This is a genomic window from Streptomyces sp. CBMA29 (assembly GCF_014596445.1).
Lineage (GTDB): Bacteria > Actinomycetota > Actinomycetes > Streptomycetales > Streptomycetaceae > Actinacidiphila.
Genome location: NZ_MECL01000096.1, coordinates 61,123 through 82,608 on the forward strand (window position 1 = coordinate 61,123; position 21,486 = coordinate 82,608).

20 protein-coding genes are annotated in these 21,486 nt (G+C 72.1%); 16 read left to right on the forward strand and 4 right to left on the reverse strand.

Annotated elements, in window-relative coordinates; all coding sequences use genetic code 11:
- The first annotated feature begins 17 nt into the window (after positions 1 to 17).
- From BGM09_RS15100 to BGM09_RS15150, 11 genes are all read left to right on the forward strand, one after another.
- Entirely contained in the window at positions 18 to 1,673 is a 1,656-nt protein-coding gene (locus BGM09_RS15100) for an ABC transporter substrate-binding protein (protein ID WP_188282086.1), read from the forward strand.
- 111 nt (positions 1,674 to 1,784) lie between these two features.
- On the forward strand, positions 1,785 to 2,846 hold the full coding sequence (locus BGM09_RS15105; RefSeq protein ID WP_188282087.1) for an ABC transporter permease: 1,062 nt from the start codon (positions 1,785 to 1,787) through the stop codon (positions 2,844 to 2,846).
- Positions 2,843 to 3,733 carry an ABC transporter permease gene (locus BGM09_RS15110; RefSeq protein ID WP_188282088.1) on the forward strand — a complete coding sequence of 297 codons (891 nt, stop codon included), beginning with the start codon at positions 2,843 to 2,845 and terminating at the stop codon, positions 3,731 to 3,733. Before BGM09_RS15105 ends, BGM09_RS15110 begins: the two co-directional genes overlap by 4 nt.
- Positions 3,730 to 4,647, forward strand: a complete 918-nt coding sequence (locus tag BGM09_RS15115; protein WP_317452706.1) for an ABC transporter ATP-binding protein — start codon at positions 3,730 to 3,732, stop codon at positions 4,645 to 4,647. The genes BGM09_RS15110 and BGM09_RS15115 overlap by 4 nt, the downstream gene beginning before the upstream one ends.
- On the forward strand, positions 4,644 to 5,495 hold the full coding sequence (locus tag BGM09_RS15120) for an ABC transporter ATP-binding protein (protein WP_317452707.1): 852 nt from the start codon (positions 4,644 to 4,646) through the stop codon (positions 5,493 to 5,495). Before BGM09_RS15115 ends, BGM09_RS15120 begins: the two co-directional genes overlap by 4 nt.
- Before the next feature lie 19 nt (positions 5,496 to 5,514).
- Entirely contained in the window at positions 5,515 to 5,940 is a 426-nt protein-coding gene (locus BGM09_RS15125; RefSeq protein WP_188282090.1) for a gamma-glutamylcyclotransferase, read from the forward strand.
- Positions 5,937 to 7,394, forward strand: coding sequence for an amidohydrolase family protein (locus tag BGM09_RS15130; protein ID WP_188282091.1), 1,458 nt, complete (start codon positions 5,937 to 5,939; stop codon positions 7,392 to 7,394). The genes BGM09_RS15125 and BGM09_RS15130 overlap by 4 nt, the downstream gene beginning before the upstream one ends.
- Positions 7,395 to 7,571: 177 nt before the next feature.
- Positions 7,572 to 8,666 (forward strand): MerR family transcriptional regulator, encoded by a 1,095-nt coding sequence (locus tag BGM09_RS15135; RefSeq protein WP_317452708.1) that lies wholly within the window; start codon positions 7,572 to 7,574, stop codon positions 8,664 to 8,666.
- A gap of 24 nt (positions 8,667 to 8,690) precedes the next feature.
- Positions 8,691 to 9,083 (forward strand): hypothetical protein, encoded by a 393-nt coding sequence (locus BGM09_RS15140; protein WP_188282092.1) that lies wholly within the window; start codon positions 8,691 to 8,693, stop codon positions 9,081 to 9,083.
- Between the two features lie 118 nt (positions 9,084 to 9,201).
- On the forward strand, positions 9,202 to 10,935 hold the full coding sequence (locus BGM09_RS15145) for a glycoside hydrolase family 9 protein (RefSeq protein ID WP_317452709.1): 1,734 nt from the start codon (positions 9,202 to 9,204) through the stop codon (positions 10,933 to 10,935).
- Positions 10,936 to 11,100: 165 nt separating this feature from the next.
- Positions 11,101 to 12,006, forward strand: a complete 906-nt coding sequence (locus BGM09_RS15150) for an alpha/beta hydrolase (protein ID WP_188282093.1) — start codon at positions 11,101 to 11,103, stop codon at positions 12,004 to 12,006.
- 22 nt (positions 12,007 to 12,028) lie between these two features.
- Here the strand turns inward: BGM09_RS15150 and BGM09_RS15155 are convergent, their stop codons facing one another.
- Entirely contained in the window at positions 12,029 to 12,679 is a 651-nt protein-coding gene (locus BGM09_RS15155) for a CoA transferase subunit B (protein WP_188282094.1), read from the reverse strand.
- A gap of 2 nt (positions 12,680 to 12,681) precedes the next feature.
- Complete coding sequence (locus BGM09_RS15160; protein WP_188282095.1) at positions 12,682 to 13,455, reverse strand: CoA transferase subunit A; 774 nt, start codon at positions 13,453 to 13,455, stop codon at positions 12,682 to 12,684.
- Between the two features lie 229 nt (positions 13,456 to 13,684).
- On the opposite strand from BGM09_RS15160, the gene BGM09_RS15165 reads away from it, so the two are divergent.
- The 5 genes from BGM09_RS15165 to BGM09_RS15185 are packed head-to-tail and all read left to right on the forward strand — an operon-like array spanning position 13,685 to position 18,535.
- Positions 13,685 to 14,968, forward strand: coding sequence for a substrate-binding domain-containing protein (locus BGM09_RS15165; protein WP_188282096.1), 1,284 nt, complete (start codon positions 13,685 to 13,687; stop codon positions 14,966 to 14,968).
- A 3-nt stretch (positions 14,969 to 14,971) separates the two neighbouring features.
- The gene (locus BGM09_RS15170) at positions 14,972 to 15,724 is read left to right on the forward strand and encodes an ABC transporter ATP-binding protein (RefSeq protein ID WP_188282097.1); all 753 of its coding nucleotides are present in this window, start codon (positions 14,972 to 14,974) and stop codon (positions 15,722 to 15,724) included.
- A complete protein-coding gene (locus BGM09_RS15175) occupies positions 15,721 to 16,554 on the forward strand; it encodes an ABC transporter ATP-binding protein (RefSeq protein ID WP_188282098.1) in 834 nt (277 codons plus the stop codon). The genes BGM09_RS15170 and BGM09_RS15175 overlap by 4 nt, the downstream gene beginning before the upstream one ends.
- Positions 16,554 to 17,441: a branched-chain amino acid ABC transporter permease gene (locus BGM09_RS15180; protein WP_188282099.1), complete on the forward strand. Its 888-nt coding sequence runs from the start codon at positions 16,554 to 16,556 to the stop codon at positions 17,439 to 17,441. Before BGM09_RS15175 ends, BGM09_RS15180 begins: the two co-directional genes overlap by 1 nt.
- Positions 17,438 to 18,535 carry a branched-chain amino acid ABC transporter permease gene (locus BGM09_RS15185; protein ID WP_188282100.1) on the forward strand — a complete coding sequence of 366 codons (1,098 nt, stop codon included), beginning with the start codon at positions 17,438 to 17,440 and terminating at the stop codon, positions 18,533 to 18,535. Before BGM09_RS15180 ends, BGM09_RS15185 begins: the two co-directional genes overlap by 4 nt.
- A 30-nt stretch (positions 18,536 to 18,565) precedes the next feature.
- On the opposite strand, the gene BGM09_RS15190 is transcribed toward BGM09_RS15185, so the two are convergent.
- Positions 18,566 to 20,479 (reverse strand): helix-turn-helix domain-containing protein, encoded by a 1,914-nt coding sequence (locus BGM09_RS15190; protein ID WP_223187009.1) that lies wholly within the window; start codon positions 20,477 to 20,479, stop codon positions 18,566 to 18,568.
- Positions 20,480 to 20,754: 275 nt separating this feature from the next.
- Positions 20,755 to 21,486 (reverse strand): 3-hydroxybutyrate dehydrogenase (locus BGM09_RS15195; protein WP_188282102.1); only part of this gene is annotated, 732 nt, incomplete at its 5' end.

The following is a 21,486-nucleotide window of genomic DNA, read 5'->3' on the forward strand; positions in this document are numbered from 1 at the left end:
ACGAAAGGCAGCTCACGATGCAACGCGACCGGACCATCGACTCCAGAATCCGGCGGGCCGCACGCGGCCCGCTCACCGGCCGAGCCCCGCTCACCCGCCCCGCACCGCTCACCCGCCGTGCCCTGCCTGCCTGTGCGCTCGCACTCGGCGCCGCACTCGTCCTGTCCTCGTGCTCCGCCTCCGGAACCGACGGCGCCGACGGCTCGGCGCGGTCCAAGAGCCTGATCATCGCCGAGAACGAACCGCCCGCCACTTTCGACCCGGTCCAGGCCGACAACTCCACGGTCGACGAGGTCGTGCGTCCCGCCTACGACACGCTGCTGAAGTACGACTCCGGGAAGCTCACCGGAGGTCTCGCCAGCGCCTGGAAGACCGACGCGAAGGGCACCACGATCACCGTGACCCTCCGCTCCGGCGCCACCTTCCACGACGGCAAGGCCGTGACCGCCGACGACGTCAAGTACACGCTGGACCGGATCAAGAAGATCAACATCGGCGTGGCCTCCCTCATCACGCCGTACGAGAGCACCACCGTCACCGACCCGACCCACCTGACGATCACCCTGAGCAAGTCCTACGCGCCCTTCCTGGCCGCGCTGTCCCGCGTCTACATCGTCAACTCCGCGCTGGTGGAGGCCCATCTGGGGTCCGACCAGGGACAGAAGTGGCTCGCCACCAACGACGCCGGTTCCGGCCCGTACAAGCTGGACGGCTACACGCCCAACCAGCAGGCGACCTTCAGCCAGTACCCGAAGTACTGGGGCGGCTTCGACGGCCAGGCCACCAGCGTGGTCTTCAAATACATGAGCGACGTGGCCACCGAGCGCAGTTCGCTGCTCAACAACGACGTCGACCTGGCGATGGACATCGACCCGAACGACTGGTCGTCCTTCGCTTCCAACCCCGACTACGTCGTGGACAAGGCCGACACGAACGTGGTGCTCTACGTGTTCTTCAAGATGAAGGGCGCCCAGACCGAGAACAAGTACCTGCGTGAGGCGATCAGTTACGCCTACGACTATCAGCAGCACAGCGCCAACATCCTCAAGGGCGCGGGCAAACCGGTCGAGGGAGTGCTGCCCAGCGGCATGCAGTGCTACGCCGCGGACTCCGCCCAGCCGACCCACGACCTGGCCAAGGCCAAGGCGCTGCTGGCCCAGTCCGGTCTGCGCAATGTGACGCTGACGATGACCTACCTCAAGGCAACCGCCGAGATGGAGCAGGCGGCGACGCTGCTCCAGTCCGACCTCAAGCAGATCGGCGTCAACCTGAAGCTGCGGGCCATCACCTACCCGCAGTTCGCGCAGGAGGCGTCGAGCAACGCCACCACACCGGACCTGGGAATGATCTACACCTTCCCTGCCTACCCGGACCCGGACGCCATCGTCTACCAGAACTTCGACTCGCGGTTCATCAACAAGGGGCAGAACTGGGGCGGCTACTCGAACCCGACGGTGGACGCCCTCGCCGAGCAGGCCCAGGGGGCCACCGACCCGGCCCAGCGCTGCTCGCTGTACCAGCAGGCGGAGAAGCTGATCACCGCCGACACCGCGACCGTCAACATGGCCAACTCGCAGTACGTGACGGTCTACAACAAGCGGCTCAAGGGCTACACCTACGACCCCTCGCACCACCAGACCGTCGACGTCTACCGGATCAAGACCACCGGCTGACCCGGCGCCGCGGCCCCGCCCGTCCGAGTGTCCCCACCGGCGCACCGTCGCCGTCCTGACATGCGGGTCCGCGGCACCGACGAGACCGGCCACAGCCGGAAGGAGGCTCGCATGGCACGATTCACACTGCAAAGGCTCGGGCTGATCGTCATCGTCCTGGTCGGCCTGGTGGTCGTCGCATTCCTGATGACGCACACCCTGCCCGGCGATCCGGCCCGCGCCGCCGCCGGGCGGAACGCGACGGCGGAGCAGGTGCTCGCGGTCCGGCACCGGCTCGGTCTCGACCAGCCGCTGACGGTCCAGTTCTGGAACTACGTCAAGCAGTTGGCCCATGGCGACCTCGGCACGTCGGTCTTCACCCACCGCCCGGTGCTCAGTGACATCGGTACGGTGCTGCCGTCCTCGATCGAACTGGTGCTGGCCGCGATGGTCGTCAACGTCGCCGTCGCCCTGCCGCTCGGGGTGCTCGCCGCCTACCGCAGCGGGCGGTTCACCGACCTGGCGGCCCGGCTGGTCGCGCTGTTCGGCGGCGCGGTGCCCGCGTTCTGGCTGGGCCTGGTCCTGCAACTGGTCGTCGCCGACCGGCTGAAGTTGCTGCCGCTGTCCGGGCAGCTCGGCTTCGGCATATCGGTCCCGCGCCGTACCGGCATGACCAGCCTGGACGCCCTGCTCGCCGGTGACCTCCCGGCCTTCGGCGACGCCCTCCAGCACCTCGTCCTGCCCGCCCTGACACTGGCCGCCGGATTCGTGGCCGTGATCATGCGGACCGTACGGTCCAGCATGCTTACCGCGCTCAGGGCCGACTACATCACGCTCGCCCGGTCCACCGGCGCGAGCGAGTGGCGTGTGGTGATCCGGCACGGCCTGCGCAACGCGCTGCTGCCCACCAGCACGGTGCTCGGCATGCAGTTGGGCTGGATGCTCGGCGGCACCGTCCTTGTCGAGTCGACCTTCAACCGCACCGGGATCGGCGCCTACATGGTCACGGCGGTGCTGCAGAACGACCTCTACGCGGTCATCGGCGCGGTCCTGGTGATCGGAGTCGTCTTCGTCGTGGCCAACTTCCTCGTGGACTTCGCGCAGTTGTGGCTCAACCCGAGACTGCGGCAGCCCCGGCGCGGCGGTACGCGGCCATCCGATGCCGTACCAACGCCCACGGAGGCGGTCGCATGACGAATCCGACGAATCTCCTGGTCAAGCGCGGGCCCAGCGGCATCGAAGCGGTCGCCACCGGACGGCGGTCGCGTGGCCCGCTCGCCGAACGGATCGCGATCGGCGTCGCTCTGCTGACGGTGCTGCTCGCCGTCGTCGGGCCGTGGGTGGCGCCGCACGACCCCTATCTGGTGGACCTCTCGCAGGCCCTCAAGTCCCCCAGCGGGGCACACCCGTTCGGCACCGACGTGAACGGCCGCGATGTGCTCAGCCGGGTGTTGACCGGAGCCCGCACCACGCTGCTTGCGACCTTCGTGGTGCTGGCCTGCGCCACCGTGGTCGGCGTCGTGGTCGGCACCACGGCCGCGCTCGGCAACCGTGTCGTGGACGAGATCCTGATGCGGATCTGCGACATCGGCCTGTCGCTGCCCTCGATCGTGCTGGCACTCGGCCTGGCCGCCGCGCTCGGTCCGAGCCTGAACTCGGCGGTGATCGCGATGGCCGCCACCTGGTGGCCGGGGTACGCGCGGCTGGTGCGCACCGCGGTCCGTGAGGTGCGGGACACCGAGTACGTGGAATCCGCCAGGAGCCTCGGCGTCGGACGGGCCCGGCTGGTGCTGCGGCACGTGCTGCCGAACGCGATGGACGTGATGTACGTGCAGGTGACCCTGGACGTGGCGGCGGTGATGCTGACCATCTCCGGCCTGTCCTTCATCGGCGTCGGGGCCCAGGTGCCCTCCGCCGAATGGGGGGCGATGATCGCCGGTGCCGCGAACAACGTGAGCAACGGATGGTGGGCGCTGGTCTTCCCGGGGCTGGCCATCGCCGTCACGGCCATCGCCTTCAACCTCGCGGGCGACTGGCTGCGTGTCCGCAACGACCCCTCTCTCAGCGTGGAGCGATCGTGACCCTCCTACAGATCGCCGACCTGCGCGTCGCGTATCCGGGTCCCGGCGGCCCCGTCGAAGTGCTGCACGGCGTCGACATCGAGGTCGCCGCGGGCGGCCGGGTCGCCCTCGTCGGCGAGTCCGGCTCAGGCAAGTCGGTCACCGCCCGGTCCGTGCTGCGGCTGGACGCCGACGCGCGGGTGTCGGGGACGGTACGGCTTGCGGGCACCGACCTGCTGCCGCTGCCCGCCAAGCGGATGCGGGCGGTGCGCGGTTCCCGGATCGGCCTGGTCTTCCAGGACCCGCTGGCCGCCCTCAATCCGGTGATGACGGTCGGCTGGCAGATCTGCCAGCCACTGGTCATCCGCGGGGTGCCGCGCCGCACGGCCCGCAGGCGCGGCATCGCACTCCTGCGGGACCTGGGCGTGCGGGACGCCGCCGAGCGCTTCGACGACTACCCGCACCAGTTCTCCGGCGGAATGCGGCAGCGCGTGGTGATCGCCATCGCGGTGATCGCCGAGCCAGAACTGCTGATCGCCGACGAACCCACCACGGCGCTGGACGTACGGGTGCAGGCGCAAGTCCTCGAACTGCTCACCGGCCTCGCCGACGAGCGCGGCATGGCGGTGCTGCTGATCACCCATGACCTCGGCATCGTCGCGGGCTTCGCCGAGCAGGTGGTGGTCATGCGGCACGGCCGGGTCGTCGAGCGGGGCGCCACCGACGACATCTACTACCGGCCGACGCACCCCTACACCCGCGGGCTGCTCGGCGCCGTCCCCAGGATCGACGCCGATCCCGCGGTACGGCTGGCCACGGTGCCCGAGGAGGAACCGGTGGAGCCCGGCCCGGACGCCACCGCCACCGCCACCGCCACCGCTGCCCCTGCCCCTGCCCCTGCCCCTGCCAGTACGAACGAGGTGACGGCACCGTGAGCGAGCCGACCGCGGTGGACGCGGCCACGAAAAGCCCTCCCCTGTTGGAGGTCGAACACCTCGTCAAGCGCTTCCCCGGAGCACGGTCCCTCGCCGTCGACGACGTCAGCTTCCAGGTCGCACGCGGTGAGGTGCTGGGACTGGTGGGCGAGTCGGGCTCCGGCAAGTCGACGACCGCGCGCTGCGTGGCCGGACTTGTCCGCCCCGACACCGGCAGCGTGCGGTTGGACGGTGAGGATCTCGGCCGGGTGCGGGGGCGTGCGCTCACCGCCGTCCGGTCCCGGATGCAGATGGTCTTCCAGGACCCCTACTCCTCGCTGAATCCGCGGATGACCGTGGAACAGCTCGTCGGCGAGGGTCTGTTGGTGCACAGGATCGAACCCGACCGGGCCGCCCGCCGCGAGCGCGTGGTCGAACTGCTGGAGCTCGTCGGACTGTCGGGCGACCATCTTCCGCGCCACCCCAGGTCCTTCTCCGGCGGGCAGCGCCAGCGGATCGCCATCGCCCGAGCGCTGGCGGTCTCCCCCGAACTCCTCATCTGCGACGAGCCGGTGTCGTCCCTGGACGTGTCGGTGCAGGCCCAGGTGCTCAACCTCTTCCGGGATCTTCGGGAGCGGCTGCGTCTGTCGATGCTGTTCATCGCCCATGACCTGGGAGTCGTGCACTACCTCTGCGACCGCGTCGCGGTCATGGAGCACGGCTCGATCGTCGAGACCGGTGACCGGGCCGATCTCTACGCCGACCCGCGCCACCCTTACACCCGCGCGTTGCTGGCCGCGGCGCCGGTCCCCGACCCCCGTCTCGAACGGGCCCGGCGTGTCGCGGCGTCCGACCGGCGGGCGACCTGACGTGACCTCAAGGAGTCCGATGGAACACATCCGCATGTTCGTCAACGGCCAGGCCATGAGCGGTGGTTCACTCAACGACGCACTCGCCGACGCCCGTTTCCTCGGGCCGGTGAGCACCGCGCCCGGATACCGTTTCTTCTCGGTGCGGGACGAGTTCCCCGGACTGCACCCGGTCGCCGAGGGCGGCGTCGCCGTACCGGGCGAGCTGTACGAGCTGCCCTACGCGATGCTCCGCGACCGGCTGCTGCCCCGTGAACCCGAGGAGCTGGAACTTGGTGTCATCGAACTCGCCGACGGGAGCGGCTCGTTGTCGATGCGGATGCGCGGCGCCGCGCTGGACCTGCCGGGCGTGCGCGACATCAGCGACGCGGGCGGCTGGCTCACGTACGGGGCGGCTCTCAAAGAGCCGGTCCGCGCCGACGCCGATCGAGGGACCGGCCGATGACCGCCCCCGCGAGTGCCCCGACCGTTGAACTCGCCGTGCGCGGAGGCACATTGGTCGACGCCGACTGGCAGGACCGCGCCGACCTGTTCGTGTCCCGCGGCCGAATACAGGCCGTCGTCGCACCGGGAACCCCGCTTCCGGCAGGCAGCGGCCAGGCCACCGAGATCGACGCGACCGGCCGTCTCGTCCTGCCCGGCGGCGTCGACCCGCACTGCCATGTCGGCTTCACCTCGGGCGACTTCACCTCGTTGGACGACTACCGGGCCTGTACGACCGCGGCCGTCTTCGGCGGCACCACGACCATCGTGGACTTCGCCATCCCGCGCCCCGGCCAGGCCCCGATCGAGGCCGCGTACGCCCAACGGGCAAAGGCGGCCGAGGGATTGTGCGACAGCGCACTCCACGCCTGCGTGGTCTCCTGGGACGGCACCACGCACGGCCAGCTCACCGAACTGGCCGCCGAAGGCGTCGTCACCGTGAAGATGTTCACCACCTACCGCGGTGAGAACATGGCGGACGAGGACACCATCCTGCGCACCATGACCACGCTCCGGGATGTCGGCGGCATGGTCGTCGTGCACTGCGAGGCGAATCACCTCATCGAGGACGCCCAGCGGCGCTGCGCCGCGCACGGCGGTGTGGGTGCGGACCGGATGAGCTTCACCCGGCCAGAACTGGCGGAGACCGCATCGGTGGCCGAGATCCTGGCCATCGCCGAATCGGCCCGTGCCCCGGTCTACTTCGTCCACCAGTCCACCGCGAGCAGCGTCGAACTCGTCGCCGCCGCCCGCCGCCGGGGGCTGCCCGCCTTCAGTGAGACCGTCGCGCACCACCTCGTCCTGGACGAGGGGAGGTACGACGGCCCGCAGCCGGAGCGCTTCGTGTGCTGCCCGCCGCTGCGTCCCGCCGCGGCCGTACGCGAACTCGGGCGGCACCTGTTCACCGGTGAGATCACCACCATCGGCAGTGATCACTGCTGTTACGACCTGGCCCAGAAGCGCTCGAACCGGCACGACGTGCGGACCATGCCCAACGGGCTGCCCGGAGTGGAGACCAGACTCCCGGTGATCTTCTCCGAGTACGTCGTCGGCCGCGGGCTGCCGGTCACCCGCTTCGTGGCGCTGACCTCGGCCAACCCCGCCCGCACCAACGGCATTCACCCCCGCAAGGGCTCCTTGCGCCCCGGCGCCGACGCCGACCTGGCGATCTGGGACCCGACCCTGCGCTGGACGCTCACCGCACCCGACCTGCACATGGCCACGGACTACACACCGTACGAGGGCAGGACGGTGACCGGGAAGCCCACCACCGTCGTCGTCGGCGGCCGGGTCGTCGTGGACGCCGACCGCCTGGTCGACCCCACCCCCCGCGGTCGCCACCTGCCCGCCACCCGCCTCGACCTCACACCGACCCTCGACCCACGACTCCCCAACCCCACAAGGCAATACGCCTAGCCATCTGAGTCGGCGCGGACGCCGAGGGTGTGGAGGGCTGCGGCGCGGCGGCGGCGGGCTGGCCTGGCCCGGCCCGACCTCCATCGGCCGGTCTCGCCTCGGTTCCTGCGTGGTGTTCAGTGTTCGAGTCGGCCGGCTGTTGACCCTCGACCTGGTGGAGGGCTCAGAGTTCTGGGTGTGGAGAGCGAGATGCGCAGTATTGGTGAGATGGCCCGGGACAGTGGACTGAGTGTAAGCGCCCTGCGGTTCTACGACGGTGCCGGCTTGCTGATCCCGGCCTGGGTGGATCCGGTGAGCGGCTACCGCTGGTACGGCCCCGAGCAACTTGAAGAGTCCCGGTTGCTGGCCCGGCTGCGCCGGGCGGGTATGCCGTTGGCGGACATTCGGCTGGTACTGGCCGGCTGGTCCAGTACGGACACAGACCTGGTGCGGAAGCTGCTTCAGGCACATCTGCGCCGTCTTGAACTGGGGTTGTCCGATGCCCGCAGCGAGTTCTCCACACTCCGAGCGCTACTCGAACGCAGGGAGAATCCCATGACTTCACTCCGCACCGCCACCGTCCGGCTGGCTGTCGCCGCGCCCGAGTTGGCCGCCGCGCTGGACGCGGTCCGCTTCGCCGCCAGTGCCGATCCGGAGCTGCCGATGCTCGGCGGTGTCCTGTTCGACATCGAGGGTGAGGAGCTCCATGTCGTGGCCACCGACCGGTACCGGATGGCTGTTGCGCAAGCGGGTACTACCGGGCATGGCGGGCCCCGTGCGCAGGTCATCGTGCCATCCCCGCTCGCCGACGCGATGCGGGCGCTGTTGAGCGACAACGCATCCGTCCAGCTCACTGTGGACGGCGACCGCGTGGCCTTGGAGACGGCGGACCGTCAGGCGGCTGGGCAGTGCCTCGATCACGACTTCCCTGACTACCGGCGTCTCGTCCGCCTGCCGGCGGGGCGCCGCGCCTTCATCGATGTCTCGGCTTTCCGGGAGGCAGTGGAAACCGGCCCCGTCCGTGCAAGCCAGGTGCGCGAGCAGGACGGCCTTTCCTGTGACCTCAGCTTGCTCAAGGTGGCGGCCGACGGCGTGGTGACCGTCTGCGAAGACGGTGGCGACGACCAGGCCCTCGTCGCCGTCAACCGCGAATTCCTCCTGCATGCCCTCGCCGCCGGAGCCCGGGACCAGCTCATCCTGGAGTTCGGCACCTCTACGGCGCCGCTGGCGATCCGCAGGACCGACACCGAGGACACCTTTTCGCTACTGATGCCTGTCCGCCTGGAGAACTGACCACGGACGGGCACTCGGTAGTCGTTGACGGTCAACTTGGGGCCGAGTTCCAGGCGCTGCTGTCGTGGTCCGTGGACTCGTTGGTCATCGTCGTCGGGTACGACGTCATCAGTCGGCGTCGAAAACGGCCCGTACCGGGGGGCCGCCACCGGTAGCCGACATCGACCGCTCCCGCGCCTTCTACGAGGACCTCTTCTGCCCGTCGCCTTCGAACTGCCCGCGGACGCGGACGACAGGACACGCGAGGAGCTGTCGTTCCTCTACGGCGGCGTCATCTACCAACTCGGTGACTCCCTGCTCGGCCTGCGCCCGGTCGCCTCGGACCGCTTCAGCGAGGACCGAGTGGGCCTGGACCACGTCAGCTTCGCGGCGAACGAGAAGCCGAGGCCGATCACCGCGCCGAGCGGCAGGCAGTGAGGTCACACGCTGTTCCCCGGGCGCCGGGCGCGTGCCCGGCCGCTCCGACGATCACTGTTGACCAATAGCAGTCCACTGCATACCTTTGCGGGCACGAGAGAAGGGACGGTGCCCGCAGGTGCCCATCGAAACCGGCTTGGAGACCTCGGCGGTACGCGTAGCGCACCTCGGTTACGGACTCGGCGGCGCACCCGCGGTCGTCGCGGTCCTGCCCGACGGAAGGGCACCGCGGCGAGTGCAGTTGCTCGGCTCAGACGGCGGCTCGACGCACGAGCTGGAACCCGGCCCGCTGGAGTCCGTGCCCGGCTGGCACGGCGGTCCCTTCGCCCGGGTGCCGCTGCCCACCGGCCTCGCGCCCGGCCGCTACGCGGTCCGCCTGGTCGACGGCCGCGGCCGCACCTGCGTCTCGGACGACTTCGAGGTGGCCGCCGACCGGCTCCAGCGGCAGACGATGTCCGACGTGCTGGCGTACTTCAAGGCGATGCGCTCCAGCGGCGAGATCGACCGCAAGGACCGGCGCGCCGCACTGTGGGGCGACGACAGCGGCCGGGAGGTCGACGCGCGCGGCGGCTGGCTCGACGCGAGCGGCGACACCAGCAAGTTCCTCAGCCACCTCACGTACACCCGCACCATGAGTCCGCAGCAGATCCCGCTGTGCGCGTGGGCGATGATGGCCGCGCGGGACGCGGTCGCCGAGCGACACCCGCTGCTGGTCCGCTCGTTGAGCGCGCGGCTGCGCGACGAGGCGCTGTGGGGCGCCGACTTCCTGGTGCGCTTCCGCTCCCCCGAGGGCTACTTCTACACGGGAATCTTCGACGCGCTCACCAAGCGGCTCGAAGAACGCGTCGTGACGGCGCCGCTCCCGCAGTGCGTGCGCACCGACCGCTACCAAGCCGCGTACCGGCACGGCGGCGGTCTGGCCATCGCGGCCCTCGCCCGCGCCTCGACCCTGGACGACCACGGCGACTTCACCGGACCCGAGTACCTGGCGGCGGCCGTCGAGGGCTTCACGCACCTCGAAGCGCACAACACCGAATACGTCGTCGGCGGGGTCGAGACGGTCCTCGACGACTACACGGCGCTGCTGGCCGCCTGCGAACTGGTCGCGGCGGGCGGCGGTACGGTCCCGGCCGCGGCGCGGGACGCGGCCCGGCTGCGCGTACGGTCACTGCTGGCGCGGTATGTGCGGCCCGCGCACGGTCCCGGCTGGTTCGGCGCGGACGCCGAGGGGCGGCCGTTCTTCCACGCCGCCGAGGCCGGGCTGCCCACGCTCGCCCTCGCCCGCTTCGCCGCCGTGCTGCCGGACGCGCCCGAGGCCGGGGCCGCGAGCGCGCTCGCCCTGGAGGCCGTGCTCGACACCGTGGCCAGGACCCGGTCCGTGCCGAATCCCTTCGGCTATCCCCGGCAGCGCGTGCAGCCCGCAGGGGGCACGCCGCGCGACGCCTTCTTCTTCCCGCACGACAACGAGACCGGCTACTGGTGGCAGGGTGAGAACGCCACCATCGCCTCGCTGGCCGCCGCCGCGAACACCTGCGCCGGCCTGTCCGGCACGGCGGAGGCCGACCGCGACCTGCTGCTCGGCTTCGCCGACGACCAGCTCGCCTGGATCACCGGCCGCAACCCCTTCGACGTCTCGATGCTGCACGGCCGCGGCCGTCACAATGCCGACTACGAGTCCGACTTCCCGAACATCCCCGGCGGCATCGTCAACGGCGTCACCTCCGGCTGGACCGACGAGGACGACATCGCCTTCCTTCCCGCCGACGCCCCCGAGGACGAGGTCTGGCGCTGGGCCGAGCAGTGGATCCCGCACACCGGCTGGTTCCTGCTGGCGGTGGCGTCGGCCCGCTGAGGTGGCGCCTGCGACCGCACGGCAGAGCGCCGGTTACGGCGTGACCACCGCGGCCCACACACTCTGAGCCCCCGCTGTGTGGGCCGCACCCATGCCCGGCCGCCGCGCCCGCCCCTATCCTGCTCGGGCCGTACGGGACGGCGCGAGCGGACCGCGGGAGCGCGCATGCGGGAATTCGAGGATGTCGGCGTCGAGGTGCCGGGCGGACGGCTGGCGGTACGGCGCTGGCCGGGCCCGGCGGGCGGACCCGTGGTGCTGGCGCTGCACGGGATCGCCAGCAACGGCCTGGCCTGGGCGCGGGTGGCCGAAGCGCTCGACGGGGTCGAGATCCTGGCGCCCGACCTGCGCGGACGCGGGCTCAGCCGGGAGGTGGCGGGCGCCTGCTCGATGGCCCGGCACGCCGACGACATGCTCGCGGTGCTCGACCGCTTCGGCGTCGAAAGGGCGGTGCTGGCCGGGCACTCGATGGGCGGCTACGCGGCGTGCGTCGCCGCGCGCCGCGATCCGGGGCGCTACACCGAACTGGTCCTGGTCGACGGCGGTTTGGGCTTCCCCGTACCCGCGGGCGTGGACATCGACGCGGTGCTGCACGCCGTGGTCGGTCCCGCGATGCGCAAGCTGGAGATGGAGTTCGCCGACCGCGCCGCGTACCACGCCTTCTGGGCGGAGCACCCGGCGTTCAGCACGCTCGGCGGGCCGCTGCTCGCCGCGTATCTCGACCGCGATCTCACCGGCGAGGCACCGCACTTGAGGTCGGCGTGCCGGGCGGACGCGATCCGCGAGGACGCCGCGGACGAACTGCGCAACCCCGACGTCTTCGCCGCGATCCACGAAATCACCGTCCCCACCCGGCTGTTGTGGGCCGAGCGGGGGCTGTCGGACGAGCCGACCGGGCTGTACGCGCCCGAGGTGATCGCGGCGAGCGGCCTGGTGGCGGAGGGGATCGCCCTGCACTTCGTCCCTGACGTCAACCACTACTCGGTGCTGCTCGGCGAGCCCGGTGCCCGCCTGGTGGCCGAGCACCTGACGGACGCGGTACGGCGCACCGCGCGGACCGCGGCCCGGAGCTGACCTCCGGGCCGGGCCCGCGCGCTCAGGCCCGTACCACCGCGTCCGGCACCAGCAGGTCCGCCCCGGTCGCCGCCCGTACCTCCGCCACGCCCACGCCCGGGGCCAGTTCGGCCAGCCGCAGCCCTTCGGGGGTGACGTCGATGACGGCGAGGTCGGTGACGATACGGTGCACGACGCGGCGGCCGGTGGCGGGCAGGGTCAGTTCCTCCACGATCTTCGGGGAGCCGTCCTTGGCGGTGTGTTCCATCACCACCACGATCCGGCGGGCGCCGTGCACGAGGTCCATGGCGCCGCCCATGCCCTTGACCATCTTGCCGGGGATCATCCAGTTCGCCAGGTCGCCCCGGGCGGAGACCTGCATCGCGCCGAGCACCGACACGTCGATCCGGCCGGAGCGCACCATGCCGAAGGAGGCGGCGGAGTCGAAGTACGCTGCTCCGGGAGCCACGGTGACCGTCTCCTTGCCCGCGTTGATCAGGTCGGGGTGCTCGTCGCCGTCGTACGGGTAGGGGCCGACGCCGAGGACGCCGTTCTCCGAGTGCAGCACCACATGGGTCCCGGCGGGCAGGTGGCCGGGGACGAGCGTGGGAAGGCCGATGCCGAGGTTCACGTACTGGCCGTCGCGCAGTTCGCGGGCGGCGCGGGCGGCGAGTTGGTCGCGGTCGAGGGGCACGGTCAGTTCTCCCGGTCGGACGTGGCGCGGGCGGTACGGACGGTGCGTCGCTCGACGCGCTTGTCGGTCGGATCGGCGGCCACGACGCGGTCGACGTACACACCGGGCAGATGGACGGCGTCCGGCGGCAACTCGCCCGGTTCCACGATGCGTTCGGCCTCCACCAGGGTGATCCGGCCGGCCATCGCGCACAGCGGGTTGAAGTTGCGGGCGGCGGCGTGGAAGGCGCAGTTGCCGTGCCGGTCGGCGACGGCCGCCCGGACCAGCGCGAAGTCGGCGGTGATGGCTTCTTCCAGCAGATGGCGTACGCCGCCGAAGTCCCGTGTCTCCTTGGGCGGCGAGGCGACCGCGACCGTGCCGTCGGCCGCGTACCGCCAGGGCAGGCCGCCCTCCTCGACCTGGGTGCCGGCGCCCGCCGGGGTGTAGAAGGCCGGGATGCCGCAGCCGCCCGCGCGCAGCCGTTCCGCGAGGGTGCCCTGCGGGGTGAGTTCCACCTCCAGTCCGCCCGTCAGATAGCGCCGGGCGAACTCCTTGTTCTCGCCGACGTACGAGGAGGTCGCCCGCGAGATCCGGCCGAGTCCGAGCAGCAGGCCGAGCCCCCAGTCGTCCACGCCGCAGTTGTTGGAGACGACCCGCAGATCCGTCGGGCCCGCCGCGGCGACCGCCGCGATCAGCGCCGACGGGATGCCGCACAGGCCGAATCCGCCGACGGCGAGCGTCGCGCCGTCCGGGACGTCCGCCACCGCGCGGGCGGCCGAGGCCACCACCTTGTCCATGCGTCCGCCTTCCCCGTGGGGGTTGTTGGTGAGGGTTGTCGCGGGCGCCGCCGGGGCCGCCCAGGGCCGCGGTCCGCCCGCCCTGTCACCTTTGCGACCGCGCCGCGGGGCCGCCATGGTCCCTGCCGACATGGCGTGCGGGGAAGGAGCGTGTGCCGCCCACATGTCCGGTTCGGCGGGGCGCTTCTACGGTTTGCGCAACAATCCACCTCTCCGGGAGCCGGTCGCCATGCGTCGCAGCACATCGAGCACCAACAGATCGAGTCGGCAGAACCGCTCGATCCGGCAGAACAGGTCGGGCATCCTCCGCACGCGGTCCGTCCCGGCGCTGGCCGTGCTGACCGCGGGTGTGCTGCTCGCCGGATGCAGCGCCGCGGGGACGGCGGGCAGCGCCAAGTCCTCCGACGGCACGAGCGACTCGGCGGTCAAGGTGGGCCTGGTCTACTCGCGCAGCGGGCCGCTGGCCGCCTACGGCAAGCAGTATCTGGACGGCTTCAACGCCGGTCTGGCGTACGCCACTCACGGCAAGGGCACCGCGGGCGGCCACAAGATCGAGGTGGTCGAGCAGGACGACGCGGGCGACCCGGCGAAGGCCGTCGCCGCGGCCAAGACCCTGATCGGCAAGGGCACGAACATCATCGCGGGCACCACCGACTCGGGCGTGGCGCTCCAACTCGCCCCGCTGGCCGCCCAGAACAAGGTGCTGTACATCGCGGGCCCGGCCGCCACCGACGCGTTGACCGGTGTGAACGCGTACACCTTCCGCTCCGGCAGGCAGTCGTACCAGGACATCCTGACCGCCGGGTCGCTGCTGGGCGACTCCAAGGGCAAGAGGGTCACCGTGCTGACCCAGAACTCCGCCTTCGGGCAGGCGAATGTGGCCGCCGTGAAGCAGGTGCTGGGCGGGCAGGGCGCGACCGTCGACTCGGTGCTGGCGCCGCCGAGCGCGGGCGATCTGACGCCCTTCGCGCAGCAGGTCAAGTCGAAGAAGCCGGATCTGGTCTTCGTGGCGTGGGCCGGGGCCAGCGCGCCCGCGCTGTGGACAGCGCTGGACCAGCAGGGCGTGGTGACCTCGACCAAGGTCGTGACGGGCCTGGCGGGCACCGCCTCGTACCCGCTGTTCGGCGCGGCCGGGTCCAAGATCTCCTTCCTCGCGCACTACTTCCCCGGCGCCGCGCACAACGCGGTGGAGACGGCGATGCTCGACGGCATCACCAAGGCGGGCGGCACACCGGACCTGTTCAGCCCGGACGGCTTCACCGCCGCGCAGATGATCGTGCACGCGGTGGAGGCGGGCGGCGCGGACAGCGCGACCGCGATGGCGAAGGCGCTGGAGGGCTGGTCGTTCGAGGGCCCCAAGGGCGACGAGCAGATCAGGGCGGTGGACCACGCGCTGCTCCAGCCGATGTTCACGGCGAAGCTGAACGGCACGGGCGCCGCCGCGAAGCCCGAGCTGATCAGCAGGCTGCCCAAGGACGCGGTGAACCCGCCCTCGAAGCAGATGGCGGGCTGACCGGTGACGAGCACGGCCCCGGTACTCCGGCTGCGTGACGTGGGCTGGTCGGTCGGCGGCGCGACCATCGTGGACGAGGTGTCCTTCGATGTGCGCGAAGGCGAGTTCCTGGCCTTCATCGGTCCCAACGGCGCGGGAAAGACGTCCCTGTTCAACCTGATCAGCGGTCTCGTACCGGCCAGTCGCGGGTCCATCGGGCTCGACGGCGCGGACATCACCGACGAGAGCGTCCCGGCCAGGGCGCGGCGCGGGCTGGGGCGGACGTTCCAGACGTCCAGCCTGTGGCCCGGTATGACGGTCGCCGACCATGTGCGGCTGGCCGCGCAGGCGGCGGGCGGCGGCTCGTACCGGATCTGGCGGCGCGCCGCGGGATACGCGCGGCAGGTCGGGCAGGTGCTGGAGCGCACGGGGCTCGGGCACCGCGCCGAGGCGCTGTCGAGCGCGCTGTCGCACGGCGAGAAACGGAAGCTGGAGCTGGCGGTGCTGCTGGTCGGCGAGCCGCGCGTGATGCTGCTCGACGAGCCGATGGCCGGGGTCAGCGCCGAGGAGGTGCCGGCCCTGACCGCGCTGATCCGCTCGCTGCACCGCGACGAGGGCCGCACGGTCCTGATGGTCGAGCACCACATGGACGTGCTGCTGGGGCTGGCCGACCGGCTCGCGGTGATGCACCACGGCACCCTGCTCGCGCTCGACACCCCGCAGGCCGTCACGGCCGACGCCACCGTGCAGCGGGCCTATCTCGGGGAGGCGCTGTGACCGGCGAACCCCTGTTGTCCGTACGGGACTTGAAGGTGGTCATCGGCGGCCGTCACATCCTGCACGGCGTGGACCTCGACGTCGCCGCGAGCGGGGTGACCGCGCTGCTCGGCCGCAACGGCGCGGGCAAGACCACGACGGTGCGCGGTGTGCTGGGCCTGGTGCCGCGCACCGGCAGTGTGCGCTTCGCCGGTCAGGAGACGGTACGGCTCGCCACGCACGCGCTGGTGCGGCGCGGGATCGGCTACGCGCCGGAGGACCGCGGGGTGTTCGCGGCCCTGACCGTCGCGGAGAATCTGCGGCTGGCCGAGCGGCGCGGCGCGGGCGAGCCCGCGTACGCGCTGGTGCACGAGTTGTTCCCCGAGCTGCGGCAGCGGGCGGCGCAGCACGCGGGGACGCTGTCCGGCGGGCAGCAGCAGATGGTCGCGATCGGCCGCACCCTGCTCAACGGCAACCGGCTGATCATCGCCGACGAGCCCACCAAGGGCCTGGCGCCGAAGGTCGTCACCGAGGTGGCGCGGGTGCTGGAGCGGGCCGCGCAGGCGGTGCCGGTGCTGCTCGTCGAGCAGAATCTGGCGATGGTACGGCGGCTCGCCGAGCACTGCGTGGTGCTGGCCGACGGCAGGACCGCGCACCGCGGCCCGGCCGCCGGTCTGCTCGCCGATCCCGAGGCGACCCGCAGGCTGCTGGGTGTCGGACGCAAGGGCGCTGACGCGCACTTCGGAGAGGGAAGCGCTGTGTCACCTGAACTCGGCACGGAAGGCGCCGGGGCGGACCCGTCCGAGCCTTCCTCCTCGGCGGCGTCCACGGCACGAGAGGCGGGCGCCTGATGTCGACCGTCGTGCTGCTCACGGCCACCGGACTCGGCCTCGGCGCCCTGTACTTCCTGGTGGCCTCCGGCCTCTCCCTGATCTTCGGCCTGATGGACGTGCTGAACTTCGCGCACGGCGCGCTGCTGTCCATCGGCGCGTACGGCACCTGGTGGGCCGCCTCCGGGCACCTGCCGGGCGCGGGCTCCGGCGGATTCGGCTTCGTCCTCGCCGTCGCCTTCGGCACCGCCGTGGGCACCGTCGCCGCGATGGTGCTCGAACTCGCCCTGATCCGGCCGCTGTACGAACGGCCGCGCGAGCAGGTCCTCGCCACCGTCGGGGTGGGGCTCGCGGTGCCCGCGCTGCTGTCGGCCATCTGGGGCGCCGACGCGCGCACCTTCCCCGGGCCCGCGGCCCTGTCCGGCACCTTCGGGCTGTTCGGCGCGCGCGTCCCGGTCAACCGGCTGGTGCTGATCGGCGCCGCGGTGCTCGTCCTGCTGGCGCTGCGGCTCTTCCTCGGCCGCACCCGGCACGGCCTCGTCGTCAGAGCCGGGGTCGAGGACCGGGCGATGGTCACCGCGCTCGGCATCGACGTCAGAAAGGCGTTCACCCTGGTCTTCGCGATCGGCGGGGCCGCGGCGGCGCTCGGCGGCGCGCTGGGCGGTCTGTACTACGGCTCGGTCGACCCGGGCCAGGGCACCTCGCTGCTGATCTTCGCCTTCGTCGTGGTCGTCATGGGCGGCATGGGGTCGGTGTCGGGCGCCGCGCTCGCGGCCGTCGGCGTGGGCCTGGTCCAGCAGTTCGCCAACTACTACACCGCGTCGGGGCTCGGCGATCTCGCGGTCGTCGTCCTGCTCGCGGCGCTGCTGCTGCTCCGGCCGCACGGCGCCACCGGGAGGCTCGCATGACCACCGCCACCCCGACCCGCGAGGAGCCGCGCGTCCAGGCGGCGCCCGCGCCGGCCGGACGACTGCGCCGGGTCACCCGCTGGTGGCCCGCCGCCGCCCTGGCCGCGCTGCTCGCGGCCCCGTACAGCTCGCTGTCGCTGCCCGGCCTGCTCGACGGGCCGATCGGCAGCGCGGGCAGCCTCCAACTCCTCGCGCTGTGCCTGCTGTTCGGCGCGCTCGCGACCGGGTACGACCTGCTGCTCGGCCGTACGGGCCTGCTCTCGTTCGGCCACGCGCTGTACTTCGCGGCGGGCTCGTACGCCACCGACGTCATCATGATCGAGGCCGGGCTGCCGTTCGGCGCCGCCGCCGTGCTGGGGCTGCTCTTCGGGATCGCGCTGGCCGCGCTGCTGGGCTCGGTGTCACTGCGGGTGAGCGGGATCGCCTTCTCGATGGTGACGCTCGCCTTCGCGCAGGCCGGTTCGATCCTGGTGGAGCGCGACCCGGGCGGGGTGACCGGCGGCGAGGAGGGCCGGGCGGTGCCCGCGGACAAGCTGCCCGCGTCGCTGGTCGGCATCGAGCACACCGTCAATCTCTACTGGATCGCGCTCGCCTATCTCGTGGTGACCGTCGCCGTCGTGCACTGGGCCGTGCGCTCCCCCACCGGGCGGGTCTGGGAGGGCATCAAGGAGAACGAGCGCCGGGTGGAGGTGCTGGGACTGCGGCCGTACGGCTTCAAGCTGACGGCCTTCGTGCTGGCGGGCGCGCTGGCCGCGGTCGGCGGCATCGTCCATCTGCTGCTGACCGGTGGCGCCACCCCGCAGACCACCACCTCCGACTTCACCTTGTCGCTGCTGGTGATGGTCGTCCTCGGCGGCTCCGGCTCGCGCTGGGGCCCGCTGATCGGCGGGGTTCTCTACACCTGGGCCGACCACCGGCTCGGCGACCTCGCCGGCTCCGACTCGGTCGCCGGTCTGCCCTCGGTCCTTCGGGTCCCGCTCTCCCAACCCCTGTTCCTGCTCGGCACGTTGTTCGTCGTGGTCGTCTACGTGCTGCCCGGCGGCGTGGCCCGCCTGCCGCAGCGGCTGCGCGCGGCGGCACGGAAGAGGAGCTAGCCGGGCGCCGGTCCTGGCCGTGAGGCGGTCCTAACCGGGGGGTGTGGACAACAGGTTGAGGCGCAGCGCGAGTTGGAGTTCCAGCGCCCGGTCGGGGGCGTTCCAGTCGGGGCCGAGGAGGGCCTGGACGCGGTCGAGGCGCTGGACGACGGTGTTGACGTGGAGGTGGAGTTCGTCCTTGGTGCGGGTGAGGGTGCCGCCGCAGGCGAAATACGCGCCGAGGGTACGGACCAGCTCCGTGCCGCGCCGCGCGTCGTAGTCGAGGAGCGGTCCGAGCGTCGCGGTGACGAAGGAGTCGACATCGCGTTCGTTGCCCAACAGCACTCCGAGGAAGCCGAGTTCGTCGGCGCTCGCGCCGTCGCCGACGCGGCCGAGCGACTGGAGGGCGCGCAGGCAGCGCAGCGCCTCGGCGTGGGCGTCGGCCAGGGCCCGCGGTCCCGCGGCCGGTCCGCCCGCGGCGACCGTGACGGGCCCGCCCACCAGATGGCCGAGCTGGGCGACGGCGGCCCTGGCGGCCTCGCCGGGCGGTGCGCCGTCGTACGGGAGCAGCAGGACGACGGTGCCGGACTGCTCGGCGCTGATGCCGTCGCCGCCGAAGAGGTACTGGACGGCGGCGCCCGGCAGTCTGTCGTGACAGGCGGTGACGGTCTCGGCGACGAGCAGCAGGCACGGCCGGTCGAGGTCGACGCCGAGCCTGCGGCCGCGCACGACAAGACCGGCCGGGTCGCGCCCCGCCGCGGTCAGCAGGTCGGTGATCAGCTCGCCGCGCACCCGGTTCTCGGTCTCCGCGACGGAGCGGCTGAGCAGCAGCAGGAGGGCGGTGACGACCCCGGCGCGCTCGAACAGCCGCCGGTCGGAGTCGTCGAGCCGTTCGCGCCCGTACAGCACGAGGCTGCCGAGGAGTTCCTGTCCGGCGAGCACGGCGCAGGTCCAGCGGCCGTCGCGGAACACCGCGCGGGCCGCGGCGTGCGAGTCGGCGGCGTGCCTGACCAGGGCCGTCGGCTGCGGGGACAGACCGTCGAAGTCGCCGCCGCCGCGCCCGACGGCGGCCAGCCGCCGGCCCTCCGGGTCGTGGATGGTGAGCGCACCGTCCAGCAGGCCCGCGACGGCGGCGGCCACCTCTGACAGGTCGCCGCCGCGCAGCACCAGGTCGGTGAGCCGGTCGTGCGCCTCCTCGGCGCGCTGCATCGCGGCGGCGTGCTCGCGGATCACGGCGCCCGCCTCGGCGAGGTCGGTGATGGCCTTGGCGGTGTCGATGGCGATGGCGGCGTGCGCGGCCAGCGAGCACAGCAGCGCGACCTCGTCGGGCGAGAAGGGGCGCGGCGTGCGGTCGGCGGCGAAGAGCACGCCGATCACGTCGCTGCCGACGGCGCCGCCCGCGTGAGCACCCGCGCCGCGCGACCCGAGCAGCAGCGGCACCCCCAGGATGCCGACCAGACCCTCGTCCAGCACCCCCTCGTCGATCGAGCCGGTGTGCCGGAAGCGCTCGTCGGTGCGGTAGTCGGGGGTCGCGTACGGGCGGGCGGTCAGCGCGACCAGACCGCCGAGGCCGTCGCCGTAGGACAGCCGGAGGTTCTGGAAGAGCGGTGAGACCGAGCCGTCGGTGACCCGCATGTACGTGTCGCCCGCCTCTTCGTCGCGCAGCGTCAGATACGCGGTGTCCGTGCCGAGCAGCATCCTGGCCCTGCGCACGATGGACTGGAGGACGGCGTCGAGGTCGCGGAGCGCGGCCAGGTCGCTCGCGGTGTCGAAGAGCGCGGCGAGTTCGGTCTCGCGGCGGCGGTGCTGCCGCAGCACCCGGCGGACCCGCAACGCGATCCCGGTGGCCTGTTCCAGCTCCGACAGGTCGGACGCGCCCGCCCCGTTGATCCTCGCCTGCGCGGCGACCGCCCCGAAGTCTTCCGCGGGCGCGTCGGCCGCGACCATTTCGAGCAGCCGACGCATATGGCGGGCGATGGGCGCGGGTTCGGCCGCGGGCGCCGGTACCGCTACGGGTGCGGGTGCCGGTGCCGGTACGGCTGCGGGATCTGCGGATTCTGCGGACATCAGGGGTCACCGTGCCGGAGGGACGAAGAACGGTCCGTGCGGCGCGGCGGTCGAGACCGTCGCGCCGCACGGCTGGTGCGACGGATACGCGGTACGGTTCGCCGCCCCGCCGGGACGGGGCGACGGCCGCCGCAGACGCCGACCCTACCGACCGGGCACCGTAAAAGGCGAGGTCAGTGAGCGGTCCACCCGCCGTCCAGCGGCAGCGAGGCCCCGGTGATGTAGCCGGTGTGCGGGGAGCAGAACCACAGGGCCGCAGCCGCGACCTCCACCGGCTCGATCAGCCGCTTGATGGCGGTGCGCTCCAGCATCACCCGCGTCACCACCTCCGCCTCGGGGATGCCGTGCGCGACGGCCTGGGTGGCGATCTGGTCCTCGACGAGCGGGGTGCGGACATAGCCGGGGTTGATGCAGTTGCTGGTCACGCCGTGCGGCGCGGCTTCGAGCGCGACGGTCTTGCTGAGCCCTTCGAGCGCGTGCTTGGCGACGACGTACGCGGACTTGTAAGGGCTGGCGCGCAGGCCGTGCACCGACGAGATGTTGACCACCCGGCCCCAGCCGCCCGCGTACATGTGCGGCAGGGTGCGGCGCAGGATCCGGAACGGCGCCTCGACCATCACCCGCTGGATCAACGCGAAGCGTTCCGGGGGGAATTCGTGGACGGGCGCGATGTGCTGAAGGCCCGCGTTGTTGACGACGATGTCGGCGTCGTCGGGCAGCGCGTCCACGGCGGCGGGGTCGGCGAGGTCGGTGACGCAGCAGGTGCCGCCGATCTGCGCCGCCACCTCCTTGGCCGCGTCCGCCGCGATGTCCACCACGTAGACGGCCGCGCCCGCTTCGGCGAGGGCCACCGCGCAGGCCCGTCCGATGCCGCTGGCGGCTCCGGTGACCAGGGCGGTCCGCCC